Below are 15,301 nucleotides of genomic sequence, written 5' to 3' on the forward strand. Positions count from 1 at the left end.
TACCGTCGATGGCCTGATGAGGCTGCGCGGATGGACTGCGCCCATCGGCGGTGAGGATGTTCAACCTATCCAGGCCTGGATCATTGTGCAGGGTGCCGATGGCAGAGAACGCTTTTTCAAAGCTGGAACGGAGAAACGTCCCGATGTCGCTGCCTATTTCAAGCGTCCCGGCCTGATGACGTCCGGCTTTGATTTGGGCATGGACATTTCAGACCTGCCTGGTCCGAAAAAGCTCTACATAAAGTCGGTTTCAGGCGGTGAGGTCTACACATGCCCGCTCATCATGGCGATAGATGACTAGTTGAAAGGCCGGCCTGGTGGCATGTCACCGGGCCGGCGGACCTTTGGGCTAGGGCGTTGGCGGTACACCCGCCCAAACAGTGGCTATCGGGTCAAACGGCGCAAGGTATCGGCAATCCAACGCAGGGGCGCGGTCATGCGCCAGCTAGTCGATAGCTGCAGCGACTTATTGGAGCGTTCGGCATCTTCTGCCCGTTGCTCTGCCTGTTGCCACGCACCTTGAAGTTCGCGGATGGATTGCCCCAGGCGCTCGATCTCGTTGGCGCTGATCCGGGCGGCCTCATCGCGCTCGGCGAGTGCGGCTTGTGTCGCGCTCAGCAATTGCTCCGTTTCCAGTATCGTCTCCGCCGGTGGGGTCAGGCGGGTGGACCAGGGGTTGTCCGTTTGTGCGGGCGCGTCCTGCCTTGTGAAGGGCGCGCCGCTCAGGGGCAAGTGGCCAGCGACGACGAGTTCCTCCTGGCCGGCAATGATGCGACGCCCCAGTGTGTTGCTGGAGGCAGGATGCTTGCGAATGATGCACATGGAATTGATAAATTCCACCGACCGGATCTGCGCGAGCGACTCCAGCGCTATCTCGCATCGATTGTGGGAGAGGATGCCTGAGAGCAGGCGCAGCGGATCTGGCGCATCCACTCCCCAGTGTTCGACATTGATGATGTCGGCAAGCAGCTTGAAGAAGGCTATCGATGAATAAGGATGAAACAGGCCCCCTTCGTACGATGCCCAGTAGCTGCAGTGCAGATCCTCTGCAATAAACGTCCCGCCCTCTACTACCAAGGGGAAATAGAGGCAGAAAGTCTTGATGATGTCTCCGGACAGATGAGAGCCGTCATCAATGATGATGTCGAAATCCGGTGATGCCCGCGTGATCTCGGTATATGCGCCCGGCGTATTGGCATCGCCTACGACCACGTTGATGCGTGGATCCGCGTAGCGTAATTTGGCACAGTCCGGGTTGATATCACAGCCCACGAACTTCGCGGCGTTGGGAAAAAACCTGGACCAGATTTCCAGGGAACCGCCGTTTTGAATTCCGATTTCAAGAAATCGGACAGGGCGGTCACGGTACTTCTCAAGGATGAGCCCGTATTCCTCGAGATAGATTTCCCATTTGTCAGAGACTTTCCCGACGTGGTTGTCGTACAAACTTCGCAACGAGTCTTGAGTCATTATCTGTTTCGCCTTGCGTGGATACCAATATTCGAGCGAACGCACCTTAAAGACGGATCGCCGAACTTACGCCCTGCAAATCCGAGCTTCATCCCGTGTGGTTCAGGCGTGCGATATCAGCTCAATGGCCAAAATAAGCCTGAGTCACCTCTTCGGGCGTTCCGTCCATTTTTATCTTTCCATGCTCGAGCCAGATGGCGCGGTTGCACGTGTCCCTGACCAGTTCGCGCGAATGGCTCGCGATGACGAGGATGTGCGTGGACTCCACCAGTTCATTCATGCGGGCTTCCGCACGAACACGAAACCCCTCGTCGCCGACGGATAGCCATTCGTCCATCAACAGGATTTCGGGTCTGATGATGGTGGATACCGAGAATGCCAGGCGCAAGTGCATCCCTGATGAATATGTGCGGACTGGCATATCGATGAAATCGCCCAGCTCCGAGAAATCGATGATTTCATCGAGCTTGGCCTTTATCTCTGCCCGAGTCAGGCCCAGGAGGGCGCCGCGCAGGTATATGTTCTCGCGGCCGCTTGCCTCCGGATCAATGCCGAAACTGACATCGATCAGAGATCCAATTTCACCCTTGATTTCGGCCCGGCCGCTTGAAGGTTCGTAAACACCGCTCAGCAGGCGCAATAGCGTACTTTTGCCTGCACCATTGTGGCCAAGCAAGCCGACGCGATCCCCATCCTTGATTGTCAAGGTCAAGTCCTCGAGTGCGCGGATGATCACCCGGCCACTGGAGTTGGCGCTGATCTGACCACCGGTCGCAACCTGGAATAGTCGCTTTTTAAGTGAACGTGCACTGGCGTTATAAATGGGAAAGTCGACGCAGACTTTGTCGAAAACAATGGAGGCCATAATCTGTCTTTCTTGAAGAGTCGTTGTGTCTTAAAGCCAGTAGGCGATACGGCGGCGATAACGGCCGAAGAGCACCAAGGTCAAAGTCCAGCCTACGATGGCGATGCCAATCGACACTAGCCAGTTCTCCAGTGAAGGTTCTTGGCCGAGGAGGGGAGCACGAACGATCTGAAGGAAGTGATAGAACGGATTCAGATCCAGCATATATGTGCCGGCGCGGGACGGCAGAAGGCTCGGCAGCCACATGATCGGCGTGACATAGAAGACGACCTGCAGAAAGCTGGAGATAATTTGGGGAATGTCACGATAGCGCGTACAGATGACACCCAAAAAAATGGCGATCCAGGTCAGATTCAGCATCAGGAGCAACAAGCCCGGGATTGCGACGAGGACATCCCAAGTAGGTGCCTTCTGGACCGCGATGAGGACCAGCGGAAAGATCACGACGTTATGCGCCAGGATGATCAGGTTGCGCCAGAGGACGCGGAAAATGTGCACGCTCAGCGGGATGGGCAGCTGCTTGATCACGGCCTCTCCAGCGATGAAGCCGCTGCACCCTTCAGTGATGACTGTCGAGATGAAACCCCACAGGATCAAGCCGACAGACAGGAACGGCAAGAACTCGTTCATCGGCGATTTGAAGATCTGGCCGAATACGATGCCGATCGTGCCGATCATCACCCCCATGCTGATGGTCAGCCAGAAGGCTCCAATGGAAGAACGGCGGTAGCGTTGCCGCACATCCTGCCAGCCCAGTGTGCCTATCAGGGAAAAACGTTTTAGCGCTGACAGGATGTCTTGCACGGCGCCAGCAGCGGTTTGGTTGGACATAAACGGATGGGTCTATCAATAAATAGTCAATTGGTGGCATGCTGGCACCGCGGTACGTCGGAGCGGGTACGCCAGCATCAAAGAGGTCTCGTGCGCCTATTGAACCAGCTCAGAGGGCTTTTTCAGCACGGGAACGGTATGGTCAAGGGTCGCGACGTCGTTCAAGCTCCGCCCGGCTAGCGCCAGGCTGGTGATGGTATATCCGCTAAGTTGCGGCAATATGCCAAACAGCCGTTCCAGCGCATGCGCCAGCGTGCCGTCTTGCTTGCCGTTCTCGGGCGCAAAGGTCAGCAGGGAATCCGGAATGTCATGTAGCGCCGCGATGGCCTTCGGTGCAAACCAGAACATGGTGCCGGCGAAAAAGCCGAGCGGCACGTCCTCTTCTTTCAAGGTAGTGGTCGTAAGGCTTTGCATCAGCGCGCACACAGTGGCCCGGTTGGCGCCCCAGTAGTGCGGGTGCGTCAGATAGTAATCGTGTGGTCCCACCATGCCAGTCGTGCCGTCGCGCAGCAATGCGAGGCTCCGGCGTACAGTCTGAGAGTTGCCGCAAAGCTGGCGGAACAGGCTCTGCTGCCATTGCTGCCCACTGTCGCTATATGTGCTTTTCTTGGAATGCAGCTTGAGCACCGCGTCATAGCGCTCCAGCATTCCGCTACGGTGAACTGCAAGAAACGGTCCGACATCCCGGCCGCGGTTCTCCGACAGCGCGACCGCCACGCTGCTTGCCAGCGGCGCGAAGATATCGATCAACTGTGATACCGCCCCTTCGTGAGGCGTGGTGATGATGAGGTCGAACGGTTCGACGATGTTTTTGATGTAGTCGTAAATCTCGCCGGCCAGTTCCGGATAGAAGATATGAACGACTACCGCCACTCGGACGCCGGGTCTGCCCAGTGGCGCGGTGTGGATGACGCGCTGCCAGGGCAACGGGCTGGCTTTCGTCGTCAAGGCGGTGAGCGGGCCTGACTTGGATTGGTAGTGGGCCTGCGAGCGCGTGACGAAACGGTTTATCGCTTCGTATTCGGTTGGCGGGCATAGCCGCCGCAACCAGGCCAAGCTGAGCTTGTGGGGGTTGTTCCGAACGAGCTCGGTCTTGACCAGTCCCGTTTCCCGCGCAAGCGCCTGCGCCTGAAAGTGAGTGGGATTGAATTGCGTTAGCGAACGCCAGAACGAGGGCTGGGCCAGTTTTGCCAGGCTCTTGATGGTCAGGCTCTTACGTCCCCAGAGCGCCATGGCGCGCCAGTTGTCCCAGCGTGCCGGCTGGAAAACGACGTTCACGGACGCGCCGCTGGCCATGATGGCCGCGGACAGCCCGAGTTCGCCGGAAAGGATGGTTTCTATTTTGGTATTGCGCGGAGAGATGGTCGAGAGCCACGACTGGAACCAACTGCTCGAAACGGATTCGCCCCGCAATGCGATCAGATAGGATTGCAGATGCCACTGCCATTGGCGGGACTGCGTCACTCCAACGATGTCCACGTCGTCGAGTCGTTGCAGCATGGTCGCCATCGTGTCCCGGTATCGACGATTGTCGGTCACCAGATAACTCGAATTGAGCAGCAGCATGCGGTCGCAGCCGCCTTGCTGCAGCACCGCGCTGATGCCTACCCGGTAGCTGTAGAAGTCGTAGCCGATGTTGGGTCGGCAGATGGTCTGAATCTTCTTGCTCTTGGGCACGTCGTCCGGCGCCAGGCGACTTGTCGTGACCAGAACGACGCTATCGCACAGCGCTTCCAAGTCTTCCAGGATGCCATGCAACGTGGGATCCAAAACGTCGTCTGGATCAAAATGGGCGACAACTGCGACGGTCTTCGGCATATCAATGCAAAAGTGCGTGGGTGGCGCGATACAGCTTGCGTGCGATCTTGTGCAGCAGCGGATACTTCTGCAGCGCATGAGCCAGACGCTGCACACGGGGCTTCATCGGTACATGCTTGCTGAGATCCGTCTTGATCCCGATGCCGTCGTCGGAGGCGATCCGCTGGATACGGCGGAATGCTGCTTCGCGGGCCTGTTCCACTGTCACCTTATCTTCAGGAGATACGTACGAAGTGCGTGCGACTTCGTCCAGATAGTTCAGGCCCCATTGCACGTCGGGTTCAAGGTGGCAGCCCTCGCCCCATTCGTTCCAGGCATTGACGAAAATGAAGGGATCGGATGCCCCGGGACGCGTCTCACGGGTGTAGGCGCGCAGGAATTTCAGCCATGAACCGAAGAATGCAGGGGTCGCATTCACGATGATTGTGCCCGTGTCTTGGCGTCGGGCAGTGTTATCCCAGCTGGGGATGATGCCCCGGTAGAGCGTGAACGGCGGTTCGGGGCGCAGCATGCTTTGCGCAATGACCCGCGAATAGTCGATCAGGCCACCGCGGAAATTCGGATTTGTCAGATGAGGCGACGGGTCCGGGCAGTTTTGCGGGCCGTTGAACTTGTGCGGCGGAAATTCGACCATGGCATCGGCACCGACTTCACGCGGATCGCTGATGTCGTAGAAGTCGACGACGGACACATGAAGGCCAGGCAGGCCAAGGCGTTCCGCTTCCGCGCGCCATTTCTTTATCGAACCGGCAGGATCCGGCAATTCCTTTATGCGGTAGACGACGAGCAGCGGCTTGTCGTCCACGCGGATGTAGCGAGGATCCGCCAGGAAGGGATGGATGTCCTGAATAAAGCGCTCTTCGTCGCCTTCCGCATACTTTTGTTCGAGCAGCACGCTCTTGGTATCGCCATCCCAAGTCCGCGTCCAGTTTTCATTGGCCCAGCACAGGCAGAACGACATGTCGATGTCGGACGCCAGGAAATTGTCCAGAGGCCGCTCCAGGATGCGGCGGCCGCTGAACCAGTAATAGTAGAAGCAGAATCCGTGTACACCGTACTCGCGTGCCAAAGCGGCCTGCTCGCGCATGGTTTCCACGCGGTCCAGATCGTAGAAACCCAGTTCTCGCGGGATATGAGGCTGATAGTGTCCGTCGAAATTAGGTCTGCCGCGAGCCACGTTGGTCCACTCGGTGAACCCCGGCCCCCACCATTCCGAGTTTTCCGCCACGCGATGGTATTGAGGCAGGTAAAACGCGATCAGTTTCGAGGTGTCCCTCGTATAGCCGGCGTCATCGGCCGCTCCTTCCCCGCGATGGCCGGAAAGGGCTTTAAACGAGGGGGAGTCGGTCAAATCAGTAGTGTTTTTCATGTCGAACATTAGATAGCCGCAGGGCGTGGGTGTGTCCACGACAGTGGCAGCCGCAGCTTGCCGGAGCGAATCGGACTGTCTTAGGCGAAGTATTCGGCTTGCAGGAAGGGTAGGCCCAATGCATCCTTGGCCGAGACGACCGGCTCGCCGCTCATGCGCCAATCGATGGCAAGCGTCGGATCGTTCCAGGCGATGCAGCGCTCATGCGCCGGGGCGTAGTAGTCGGTTGTCTTGTACAGGAACTCCGCGGTGTCGGACAGCACCACGAATCCGTGGCCGAAACCTTCTGGCACCCACAATTGGTGCTTGTTCTCGGCGCTCAACAATGCACCGACCCACTGCCCGAACGTCGGGGAGGATTTGCGCAGGTCGACGGCGACATCGAAGACTTCGCCCTGGGCGACGCGCACAAGCTTGCCCTGCGTCTGCTGGATCTGATAGTGCAGGCCCCGCAGTACGCCCTTGACCGAGCGAGAATGGTTGTCCTGCACGAACTGCGCTTTTCGACCAATGGCTTCTTCGAAGACGCGATGATTGAAACTTTCGAAGAAAAATCCACGGTCGTCGCCGAATACCTTCGGCTCGAACAGGATGACTTCCGGAATTGCGAGCGGAGTGGCGTTCATCAATACACCTTCTCAACGAGTAGACGTTGGAGATACTTGCCGTAGCCGTTCTTGGACAGCGGAGCGGCCAGCGCTTCCAGCTGTTCCGGCGTGATCCACCGATTGCGGAACGCAATCTCCTCAGGGCACGACACCTTCAATCCCTGGCGGTTCTCCAGAGTGGAAATGAACTGGCTGGCCTCGAGCAGCGACTCGTGGGTGCCGGTGTCCAGCCAGGCGTATCCCCGGCCCATGATTTCAACACCCAACTTGCCTTGCTCGAGATAGACGCGGTTCAGATCGGTAATCTCCAGTTCGCCACGCGGCGAAGGCTTGATCTGCTTGGCGATCTCGACGACATTTTCGTCGTAAAAGTACAGCCCGGTCACCGCGTAGTTGGACTTCGGCTTGCTTGGCTTTTCTTCCAACGAAAGGACCTTGCCCTTTTCGTCGAATTCCGCCACGCCATAACGCTCGGGGTCATGGACGTGATAGGCAAACACGCTGGCGCCCTCGACGCGCGCATTGGCGTTGGCCAGAAGCTGGTGGAAGTCGTGGCCATAGAAAATGTTGTCGCCCAACACGAGCGCAGACAAATCATTGCCGAGGAACGATTCACCGATGAGAAACGCTTGAGCCAAACCATCGGGCGACGGCTGCACTGCGTATTGGAGATTCAAGCCCCATTGAGAACCGTCGCCCAGCAGTTGCTGGAATCGCGGCGTGTCTTGCGGGGTCGAGATGATCAGGATGTCTTGAATGTCCGAGAGCATCAGCGTGCTCAACGGGTAGTAGATCATCGGTTTGTCGAAAACGGGCAACAACTGCTTGCTGATGGCGAGCGTGGCGGGGTGCAGTCGGGTGCCGGAGCCGCCGGCCAGGATAATGCCTTTGCGTTTCATGCGGAAAGTTCCAATGACGTAAGTTGATCTACCGTGCGGTCAACATGCACCGTCCAGTCCGGCAGTTGCAGCTTCAGCGGCGCGGTCAGGGCGATCGTATTCAAACGAGAGTTTTTTGGCCGGGCCGCGGGCACCGGATACTGCTCGGTCGTAATGGCGGCGATATTGCCGGGCTGGACTTTTAGAGCCAAGCCATTGTGGCGGGCGCGCGCGACGACATGGGTCGCCAACCCGTGCCATGTGGTGTGGCCGCCGGCAGTCAGGTGGTATATGCCAGCGGAAAGTTTGCCTTGCTGGAAGCCGGCGATGGCCAGGGCAGTGACGTCCGCGATCAGTTCGGCCGATGTCGGCGCACCATGCTGGTCAGCCACAATATTCAAGGCATCACGCTCTTTGGCGAGGCGCAAGATCGTTTTGATGAAATTTCCACCGTGGGCGGAGAACACCCAGCTCGTACGCAGGATCAGCGCCTTGCAGCCGCTTGCGGTGATGGCAGCCTCACCCGCGAGCTTGGTCGAACCATACACGCTTTGCGGATTTGTCTGGTCATCGATGTCGTAAGGTGCTTCCTTGCGGCCATCGAATACGTAGTCGGTGGAGTAGTGCACGAACAGGGCGTCATTTTCCTTCGCGTACCGCGCGATTTCCGCTACGGCATCGGCATTCACCGTCCGGGCGACGTCTTGATTGGTTTCGGCTTTGTCCACCGCGGTGTAGGCGGCCGCGTTCACGATAATGTCCGGCGCTTGTTGAGCGAGTAATTCGCGCAACGCTTCCAGGTTTTCCAGATTGGCGCCTTGACGGCCAAAGGCATGCACGTCGCCCAGCGGCAGCAGGGTGCGCTTTAATTCGTGTCCGACTTGCCCATCTTTGCCGAGTAGCAGGATTTTCATAATAGTCTTCAAATTCGATTAGTCAGCGCAGCGGCCAATAATCCGAGGTTGCCCAGCAAGGTCTGACGATAAACCCCGGAACATTTAATGCCCACTACCCTCGGAAGCAGACTTCGCTGGCGCGCCGAGATAAAGCGGTCGTAAATGGCGAGATTGGCGGGAGTCAGTTTGGGTAGCAAGGGCGACAGCGCTTGAATATGCTGGTCGGTCCACATTTTCAAGTGTCCTTCAAACAGCATTTTGATCCGTAACAGGCGGGCACTTAATCCGGCGTTGGCACCGATCAGGTTGTCTCCATGCTGGCGATAGCGCAGCGAGGGCTCGCTGTCGTAATGGACACGGCCGCCACAGGCGCTGACCACGATATAAATCCACCAATCGTGGGCGACCACATCTATGTCTGCACCGGCCTCCACCAGCAGGTCGCGTGCGGCATTGTTCATCACCATGGTATTTCCGCCTGCAACGTTCTGCATGAGGGCATTGGCAAATGCCGGTGGGCGCGTAAACAATGGCGAAAAGCCGATGGGTTGGCCCGCCCCGTCGATCAGCTCGGTCCGAGTACAGTACAGCGCGGGTTGCCCTTGCGGCACGTCGCGCAGCCACTTTACGGCACGTTCCAGCTTGTCGGGGTGCCAAATGTCGTCCTGATCAGACAAGGCGTAATAGTCCGCGTGCAAGGTGGGCTCGCAGATCAAGGACATGAAATTCTTTACGAATCCCTTGCGCGGGCCTGCTTGAAGCGTGACTTGCCCGGGCTGGTGCCGCTCGGCAAAAGCCCTCAACTGGTCCAGGGTTGCATCGGTCGAGCCGTCGTCCGATACCCAGAGTTTCCAAGACGGGTAAGTCTGCGCCGCAAACGAGTCCAGTTGCGCAGCCAGGTATTTTTCACCCTGATATGTGCAAAGGAGGATGGCAACGTGCTGGCTCACTGGACTACCTGCATGGATACTCGGCTATTTTGCAAAACGGAAAACTCGGTGTGATGGCGGTCGTTGCAGGCGGAACCCGGCGCCCGGAATAATCCAGGGTAGCTGCCGACAATGCGGGCCGCGGCAGGGGCCGCGTCGCGGTTGGTTCAGGCGCTGTACTGAGTGGTAACCCAATCGCGATATGCGCCACTGGTGATGTTGGCGACCCATTCCTGGTTTTGCAGATACCACTGCACCGTCTTGCGGATGCCGGTATCGAATGTTTCGGCAGGCTTCCAACCCAGCTCGCGTTCAAGGCGGGAGGCGTCAATAGCGTAACGTTGGTCGTGACCAGGCCGGTCTTTGACGAACGTTATTTGGTTCTTGTAGGGCTGACCATCAGCCCGGGGGCTGAGTTCATCCAGCAGCGCGCAAAGCGTGTGGACGACTTCCAGGTTGGCTTTTTCGTTCCAGCCGCCCACGTTGTAGGTTTCCCCTAGCTGGCCGTCAGCCAGCACGCGGCGGATGGCGGAACAGTGGTCTTTCACGTACAGCCAGTCGCGGATCTGTTGCCCGTCGCCGTAGATCGGCAACGGCTTGCCGGCCAGGGCGTTGTGGATAACCAGAGGAATCAGCTTTTCGGGGAAATGATAGGGGCCGTAGTTGTTGGAACAATTGGTGGTCAACACCGGCAGCCCGTAGGTATGGTGGTATGCCCGCACCAAGTGGTCGCTGGCGGCCTTGCTTGCGGAATAGGGGCTGTTGGGCTCGTAGCGATTCGTTTCGCTGAAAGCGGGATCGTCCTTTTCCAGCGATCCGTAGACCTCATCGGTAGACACGTGAAGGAAACGGAATGCCGCGCGTTCGACATCGGGCAAGGCGTTCCAGTACGCGCGCACGGCTTCCAACAGGTGAAAGGTACCCACGATATTGGTCTGGATGAATTCGCCTGGGCCGTGGATGGAACGGTCCACGTGCGATTCGGCGGCGAAGTTGAGAACGGCGCGCGGCTTGTGTTCGGCCAGCAGGCGGCTGACGAGTTCGACATCGCCGATGTCGCCTTGCACGAGCTTGTGTGCTTGATTGCCCTTGAGCGAGGCGAGATTATCGGGATTGCCCGCGTACGTGAGCTTATCCAAGGTGACGACGGGTTCGCTGCTTTCCTGAAACCAGTCGAGAACGAAGTTGGAGCCAATGAATCCTGCTCCGCCGGTGACAATAATACTCATTCTTATGTATTCCTTGAGCGTTCAGCGTGCGCGCAAGGCCGCCGATTAACCCGCAATTATGCCGCAACTGCCTCGGGGCGACCTAAGAAATGAAACAAACTGTGGTGTGAAATAAGCACGTTACAAGATACGCTGCAATGCAGGCGGCTTGGGCCGCCTTGCAATTCATCTCATGAGTTACGTGGTCTTACGCGCATTTGGGCTCATCCAGAACACGTCAGGCGTGTCCGCTGCATTATTGATATGGCGCGCCAGCACAAACATCAGGTCCGACAGCCGGTTCAGGTATTGGCGCACGGGCGGATTCACGGATTCGACCCCCGCCAGCGCCACCACCGCCCGTTCCGCACGCCGGCAGACGGTGCGCGCCACGTGCGCCTGCGCGGCGGCCCGCGTGCCCCCCGGCAGGATGAATTCGCGTAAAGGCGCCAGGGTCGCGTTGTAGTGCGCCAGCCGCGCGTCCAGGCGGGCCACCTGGGCGTCGGTGACGGCGGTATGGCCCGGAATGCATAGCTCCGCGCCCATATCGAAAAGGTCGTGCTGGATCGCCATCAGGTCGACCGAGACCTCCGGTGGCAGCGACTCCGCGAGCAACACGCCGATGACGCTGTTCAATTCATCCACATCGCCCAGCGCGTCGATGCGGGGCGCGTCCTTGGGCAGACGCGATCCGTCCCCCAAGCCGGTGGTGCCGTCATCGCCCGTGCGGGTGGCAATGACAGATAAGCGGTTGGCCATGGAGCGTCCTGGATTGGGGTAAATGAGCGTGTGGTTTGCGTCCTGCGGTAAGCGGGCGGCCGGGCGCCGGCGCGGGTTCGCAATCAACCGTCAGGATTGTTGCGTTATGCCGCAGGAACTGTTTCATAACGGCGGTATCCTAGCATTGTGGAAAGCAGGAGGGGCGCGACTTTTGGCTCCTCGGCTTTCGCTGTCAATGGAGGACGCCCGTATGGCTTTTGACCGCAAATATGCAATGCCCATGGCTATCGCTACCGCGATGGCCGTGGTCACCTTGGCTACGCCCTTGGCGTTCGCCCAAACGGCCGATGCCAGCGGTGAAGTGCGCCGGGTGGATCCGGCCGCGGGCAAGGTCACGATCAAGCACGACGAGATCAAGGCCTTGGACCTGCCGGCCATGACGCTGGTCTATGAGGCGGATCCGCCGGCCCTGCTGTCCAAGATCAAGGCGGGCGACAAGGTCCGCTTCACGGCCACCCGCAAGGACGGCAAGTATGTCGTGACGGCGATCACGAACTGACGCCATGCCATGGAAAACGCCGTTTACCGCAAGGCTGCGATAAACGGCGTTGATCAGAAGGGAGCGCGCCAGGCGCGCCACCCGACTTACAGTACGTAGCGCGCCAGGTCCTGGCTGCTGGCGGCTTCCGCCAACTGCGAGTTGACGTAGGCGGCGTCGATCTTCACGTGCTTGTCCTGGCTGGACGTCGCGTCGAACGACAGTTCGTCCAGCAGCTTTTCCATCACCGTGTACAGGCGGCGGGCACCGATGTTCTCGGTGGTCTCGTTCACGTCGTAGGCCAGTTCGGCCAGGCGGCGCACACCCTCGTCCGTGAACTCCAACTGCACGTCTTCGGTGGCCATCAGCGCGGTGTACTGCTTGGTCAGCGAGGCGTCGGTGTCGGACAGGATGCGCACGAAGTCTTCGGCGGTCAGCGATTCCAGTTCCACGCGGATCGGGAAACGGCCTTGCAGCTCGGGAATCAGGTCCGACGGGCGGGCCAGGTGGAACGCGCCCGATGCGATGAACAGGATGTGGTCGGTGCGGACCATGCCGTAGCGGGTGTTGACGGTCGTGCCTTCAACCAGCGGCAGCAGGTCGCGCTGCACGCCCTGGCGCGACACGTCGGCGCCGCCCGATTCCTGGCGGGCCGCGATCTTGTCGATCTCGTCCAGGAAGACGATGCCGTTCTGCTCGACGTTGTTGATGGCCACGGTGCGCAGGTCTTCTTCGTTGACGCGCTTTGCGGCTTCTTCGTCGACGATCAGCTTGAAGGCTTCGCGCACCTTCATCTTCTTGGCTTTTTTCTTGTCGCGGGCCATGCCGGCGAACATGCCGCGCAGCTGCTCGGCCATTTCTTCCATGCCGGGGGGCGTCATGACGTCCATCTGCGGCGCGGCCTGGGCCACTTCGATCTCGATCTCCAGATCGTCGATCTTGCCTTCGCGCAGGCGCTTCCTGAAGGTCTGGCGGGCGCTGTTGTCTTCGCCGCGCTCCGGTTCGCCGGAGGCGCCGCGGGCGGGCGGGACCAGGGCGTCCAGGATGCGGTCTTCGGCGGCGTCTTCGGCCTGGGTGCGCACGCGGCGCATTTCCAGTTCACGCGTCTGCTTGATCGAGTATTCGGTCAGGTCGCGGATGATGGTGTCGACGTCGCGGCCCACATAGCCCACTTCCGTGAACTTGGTGGCTTCGATCTTGATGAAGGGCGCGTTGGCCAGCTTGGCCAGGCGGCGCGCGATCTCGGTCTTGCCCACGCCGGTGGGGCCGATCATCAGGATGTTCTTGGGATGGATCTCGTGGCGCAGGGGCTCGGCGACCTGCTGGCGGCGCCAGCGGTTGCGCAAGGCGACAGCGACCGCGCGCTTGGCGCGGTTCTGGCCGACGATGTACTTGTCGAGTTCGGAGACGATCTCTCCGGGCGTCATGTTGGATGCGGACATGAGGGCGAATCCTTGGAGCTAGAGCGGGCTGGGGAGGCGGCTGCGGCGCGTCGGGGGGAGGCCCCGCGCGCCGCGTGGCGGGCGTCAGTCGCCCAGCGTTTCGATGACGTGGTTCTGGTTGGTGTAGATGCAGAGGTCGCCGGCGATTTCCAGCGATTGCTTCACGACAACCTCGGGCGACAGCTCGGTGTTGCGCAACAGCGCCAGCGCGGCCGATTGCGCGTAGGCGCCGCCGGAGCCGATGGCGGCCAGGCCGTGTTCGGGTTCCAGCACATCGCCGTTGCCGGTCAGCACCAGGGTGTGCTCGGTGTCGGCGACGATCAGCATGGCTTCCAGCCGGCGCAGGACGCGGTCGGTGCGCCAGTCGCGGGTCAGTTCGACCGCGGCGCGCATCAGGTTGCCCTGGTGCTTTTCCAGCTTGGCTTCGAAACGTTCCTGCAACGTGAATGCGTCGGCGGTGGCGCCGGCGAAACCGGCCAGGATCTTGTCGTGGTACAGGCGGCGGATCTTGCGGGCCGTGCCCTTGACGACGATGTTGCCCAGGGTGACCTGGCCATCGCCGCCGAGCGCGACGCGGTTGCCGCGGCGCACACACACGATGGTGGTGGCGTGAAATTGTTCCATGCGTTCCTTCCTTTGAAAGGACTAGCTGGGGGCGGATTCAGGGAAATCAAGCGGCCGGCCGGACGCGCAATAAAAAAGGCCATGCCGGAAACCAGCATAGCCTTTCAGGGCATGGCGTGAATTGCGGGACGGATTAGTCGCCGTACAGCTTTTGGCGCATTTCACGGCGCTCCTGCGCTTCCAGCGACAAGGTGGCCGTGGGGCGGGCCAACAGGCGGGGTACGCCGATCGGTTCGCCGGTTTCTTCACACCAGCCGTATTCACCGCTGTCGATGCGGGCGATGGACTGTTGCACCTTTTTCAGCAGCTTGCGCTCGCGGTCGCGGGTGCGCAGCTCCAGGGCGTGTTCTTCCTCGATGGTGGCGCGGTCGGCGGGATCGGGCACGAACTGCGTTTCGCGCAGGTGCTCGGTGGTTTCGCCGGCGTTGGCCAGGATGTCCTGTTCGAGTTGTTTGAGCCGTTCCTTGAAGAAAGCCAGCTGGCGTTCGTTCATATAGTCGGACTCGGGCATGGCCAGCAATTCCTTCTCGCTGGGCAGATCAATCGCCGTATCGCTCGTCGACTTGCTTGATTTTTTGGTTGCTGCCTTGGTAGCCATGAAAACACTCCACTATGAATCGATCCTGGCGCGGGCGTCCTTTCCCGGTCCGTGTTGCATGCTGCTTACGCTATTCGTACCTCACAGTACTGCCTTCGTCGCATCGCGTCACGTCAGGAAGGGGGATTACCCCGCCAGGCACTGCTCCAAGCCCCGGGTGAAAATCTCCTGGGGCAGCTTACGTCCGATGAACACCATCTTGGTGGACGGTTTTTCGGCCGCGGTCCACGGCTTGCCGGGTTCGGCGCCCATCATCATGTGCACACCCTGGAACAACATGCGGCGGTTGATGCCCTTCATGTACAGGATGCCCTTGTAACGCATCAGGTCGGGACCATAGACCTGCACCACGCCGCCCAGGAATTCCTCAAGGCGCGCGGGATCGAACGGCTTGTTGGAACGGAACACGAACGCGCCGATTTCGTCGTCGTGCTGGTGATGGTGATGATGGTGGGCATGATTGCAATGCGCCCCGCAATCGCCTTCGTGCTCATGGTCATGACCGTG

At 59.6% G+C, this 15,301-nt stretch carries 17 protein-coding genes; 2 read left to right on the forward strand and 15 right to left on the reverse strand.

The annotated features are described in order from the left end of the window. The coding region (locus ACO6D5_RS07190; RefSeq protein WP_485825008.1) for a hypothetical protein at positions 1-301 on the forward strand (301 nt) is incomplete at its 5' end. Positions 302-384: 83 nt separating this feature from the next. On the opposite strand, the gene ACO6D5_RS07195 is transcribed toward ACO6D5_RS07190, so the two are convergent. The 11 genes from ACO6D5_RS07195 to ACO6D5_RS07245 form a co-directional block, all read right to left on the reverse strand. After that, positions 385-1,470, reverse strand: a complete 1,086-nt coding sequence (locus ACO6D5_RS07195; RefSeq protein WP_485825009.1) for a class I SAM-dependent methyltransferase — start codon at positions 1,468-1,470, stop codon at positions 385-387. 121 nt (positions 1,471-1,591) lie between these two features. Further along, positions 1,592-2,335, reverse strand: coding sequence for an ABC transporter ATP-binding protein (locus ACO6D5_RS07200; protein ID WP_315527340.1), 744 nt, complete (start codon positions 2,333-2,335; stop codon positions 1,592-1,594). Positions 2,336-2,365: 30 nt separating this feature from the next. Next, positions 2,366-3,166 carry an ABC transporter permease gene (locus ACO6D5_RS07205; RefSeq protein ID WP_287145370.1) on the reverse strand — a complete coding sequence of 267 codons (801 nt, stop codon included), beginning with the start codon at positions 3,164-3,166 and terminating at the stop codon, positions 2,366-2,368. Positions 3,167-3,262: 96 nt separating this feature from the next. Then, a complete protein-coding gene (locus ACO6D5_RS07210; RefSeq protein ID WP_485825010.1) occupies positions 3,263-4,984 on the reverse strand; it encodes a rhamnan synthesis F family protein in 1,722 nt (573 codons plus the stop codon). A gap of 1 nt (position 4,985) precedes the next feature. Next, on the reverse strand, positions 4,986-6,362 hold the full coding sequence (locus tag ACO6D5_RS07215; protein WP_485825011.1) for a glycosyltransferase WbsX family protein: 1,377 nt from the start codon (positions 6,360-6,362) through the stop codon (positions 4,986-4,988). A gap of 71 nt (positions 6,363-6,433) precedes the next feature. Next, a complete protein-coding gene (gene rfbC / locus ACO6D5_RS07220; RefSeq protein WP_315527347.1) occupies positions 6,434-6,979 on the reverse strand; it encodes a dTDP-4-dehydrorhamnose 3,5-epimerase in 546 nt (181 codons plus the stop codon). Continuing rightward, complete coding sequence (gene rfbA, locus ACO6D5_RS07225) at positions 6,979-7,860, reverse strand: glucose-1-phosphate thymidylyltransferase RfbA (protein ID WP_050728441.1); 882 nt, start codon at positions 7,858-7,860, stop codon at positions 6,979-6,981. Before rfbA ends, rfbC begins: the two co-directional genes overlap by 1 nt. Beyond that, positions 7,857-8,753: a dTDP-4-dehydrorhamnose reductase gene (gene rfbD / locus ACO6D5_RS07230; RefSeq protein ID WP_485825012.1), complete on the reverse strand. Its 897-nt coding sequence runs from the start codon at positions 8,751-8,753 to the stop codon at positions 7,857-7,859. Before rfbD ends, rfbA begins: the two co-directional genes overlap by 4 nt. An 8-nt stretch (positions 8,754-8,761) precedes the next feature. Beyond that, positions 8,762-9,685, reverse strand: coding sequence for a glycosyltransferase family 2 protein (locus ACO6D5_RS07235; protein WP_485825013.1), 924 nt, complete (start codon positions 9,683-9,685; stop codon positions 8,762-8,764). A gap of 146 nt (positions 9,686-9,831) precedes the next feature. After that, on the reverse strand, positions 9,832-10,893 hold the full coding sequence (gene rfbB / locus ACO6D5_RS07240; protein WP_315527351.1) for a dTDP-glucose 4,6-dehydratase: 1,062 nt from the start codon (positions 10,891-10,893) through the stop codon (positions 9,832-9,834). Between the two features lie 177 nt (positions 10,894-11,070). Continuing rightward, positions 11,071-11,631 (reverse strand): cob(I)yrinic acid a,c-diamide adenosyltransferase, encoded by a 561-nt coding sequence (locus tag ACO6D5_RS07245; protein ID WP_485825014.1) that lies wholly within the window; start codon positions 11,629-11,631, stop codon positions 11,071-11,073. 211 nt (positions 11,632-11,842) lie between these two features. On the opposite strand from ACO6D5_RS07245, the gene ACO6D5_RS07250 reads away from it, so the two are divergent. Continuing rightward, positions 11,843-12,151, forward strand: coding sequence for a copper-binding protein (locus tag ACO6D5_RS07250; protein WP_006224837.1), 309 nt, complete (start codon positions 11,843-11,845; stop codon positions 12,149-12,151). Positions 12,152-12,237: 86 nt separating this feature from the next. Here the strand turns inward: ACO6D5_RS07250 and hslU are convergent, their stop codons facing one another. From hslU to ACO6D5_RS07270, 4 genes are all read right to left on the reverse strand, one after another. Beyond that, positions 12,238-13,572: an ATP-dependent protease ATPase subunit HslU gene (hslU, locus tag ACO6D5_RS07255; protein ID WP_169273399.1), complete on the reverse strand. Its 1,335-nt coding sequence runs from the start codon at positions 13,570-13,572 to the stop codon at positions 12,238-12,240. 84 nt (positions 13,573-13,656) lie between these two features. Continuing rightward, positions 13,657-14,196: an ATP-dependent protease subunit HslV gene (hslV, locus tag ACO6D5_RS07260; protein WP_171666964.1), complete on the reverse strand. Its 540-nt coding sequence runs from the start codon at positions 14,194-14,196 to the stop codon at positions 13,657-13,659. Positions 14,197-14,329: 133 nt separating this feature from the next. Then, positions 14,330-14,794, reverse strand: a complete 465-nt coding sequence (gene dksA, locus ACO6D5_RS07265) for an RNA polymerase-binding protein DksA (protein WP_006216410.1) — start codon at positions 14,792-14,794, stop codon at positions 14,330-14,332. Positions 14,795-14,920: 126 nt separating this feature from the next. Beyond that, positions 14,921-15,301 (reverse strand): GTP-binding protein (locus ACO6D5_RS07270; RefSeq protein ID WP_485825015.1); only part of this gene is annotated, 381 nt, incomplete at its 5' end.

The organism is Achromobacter sp. (assembly GCF_057314935.1).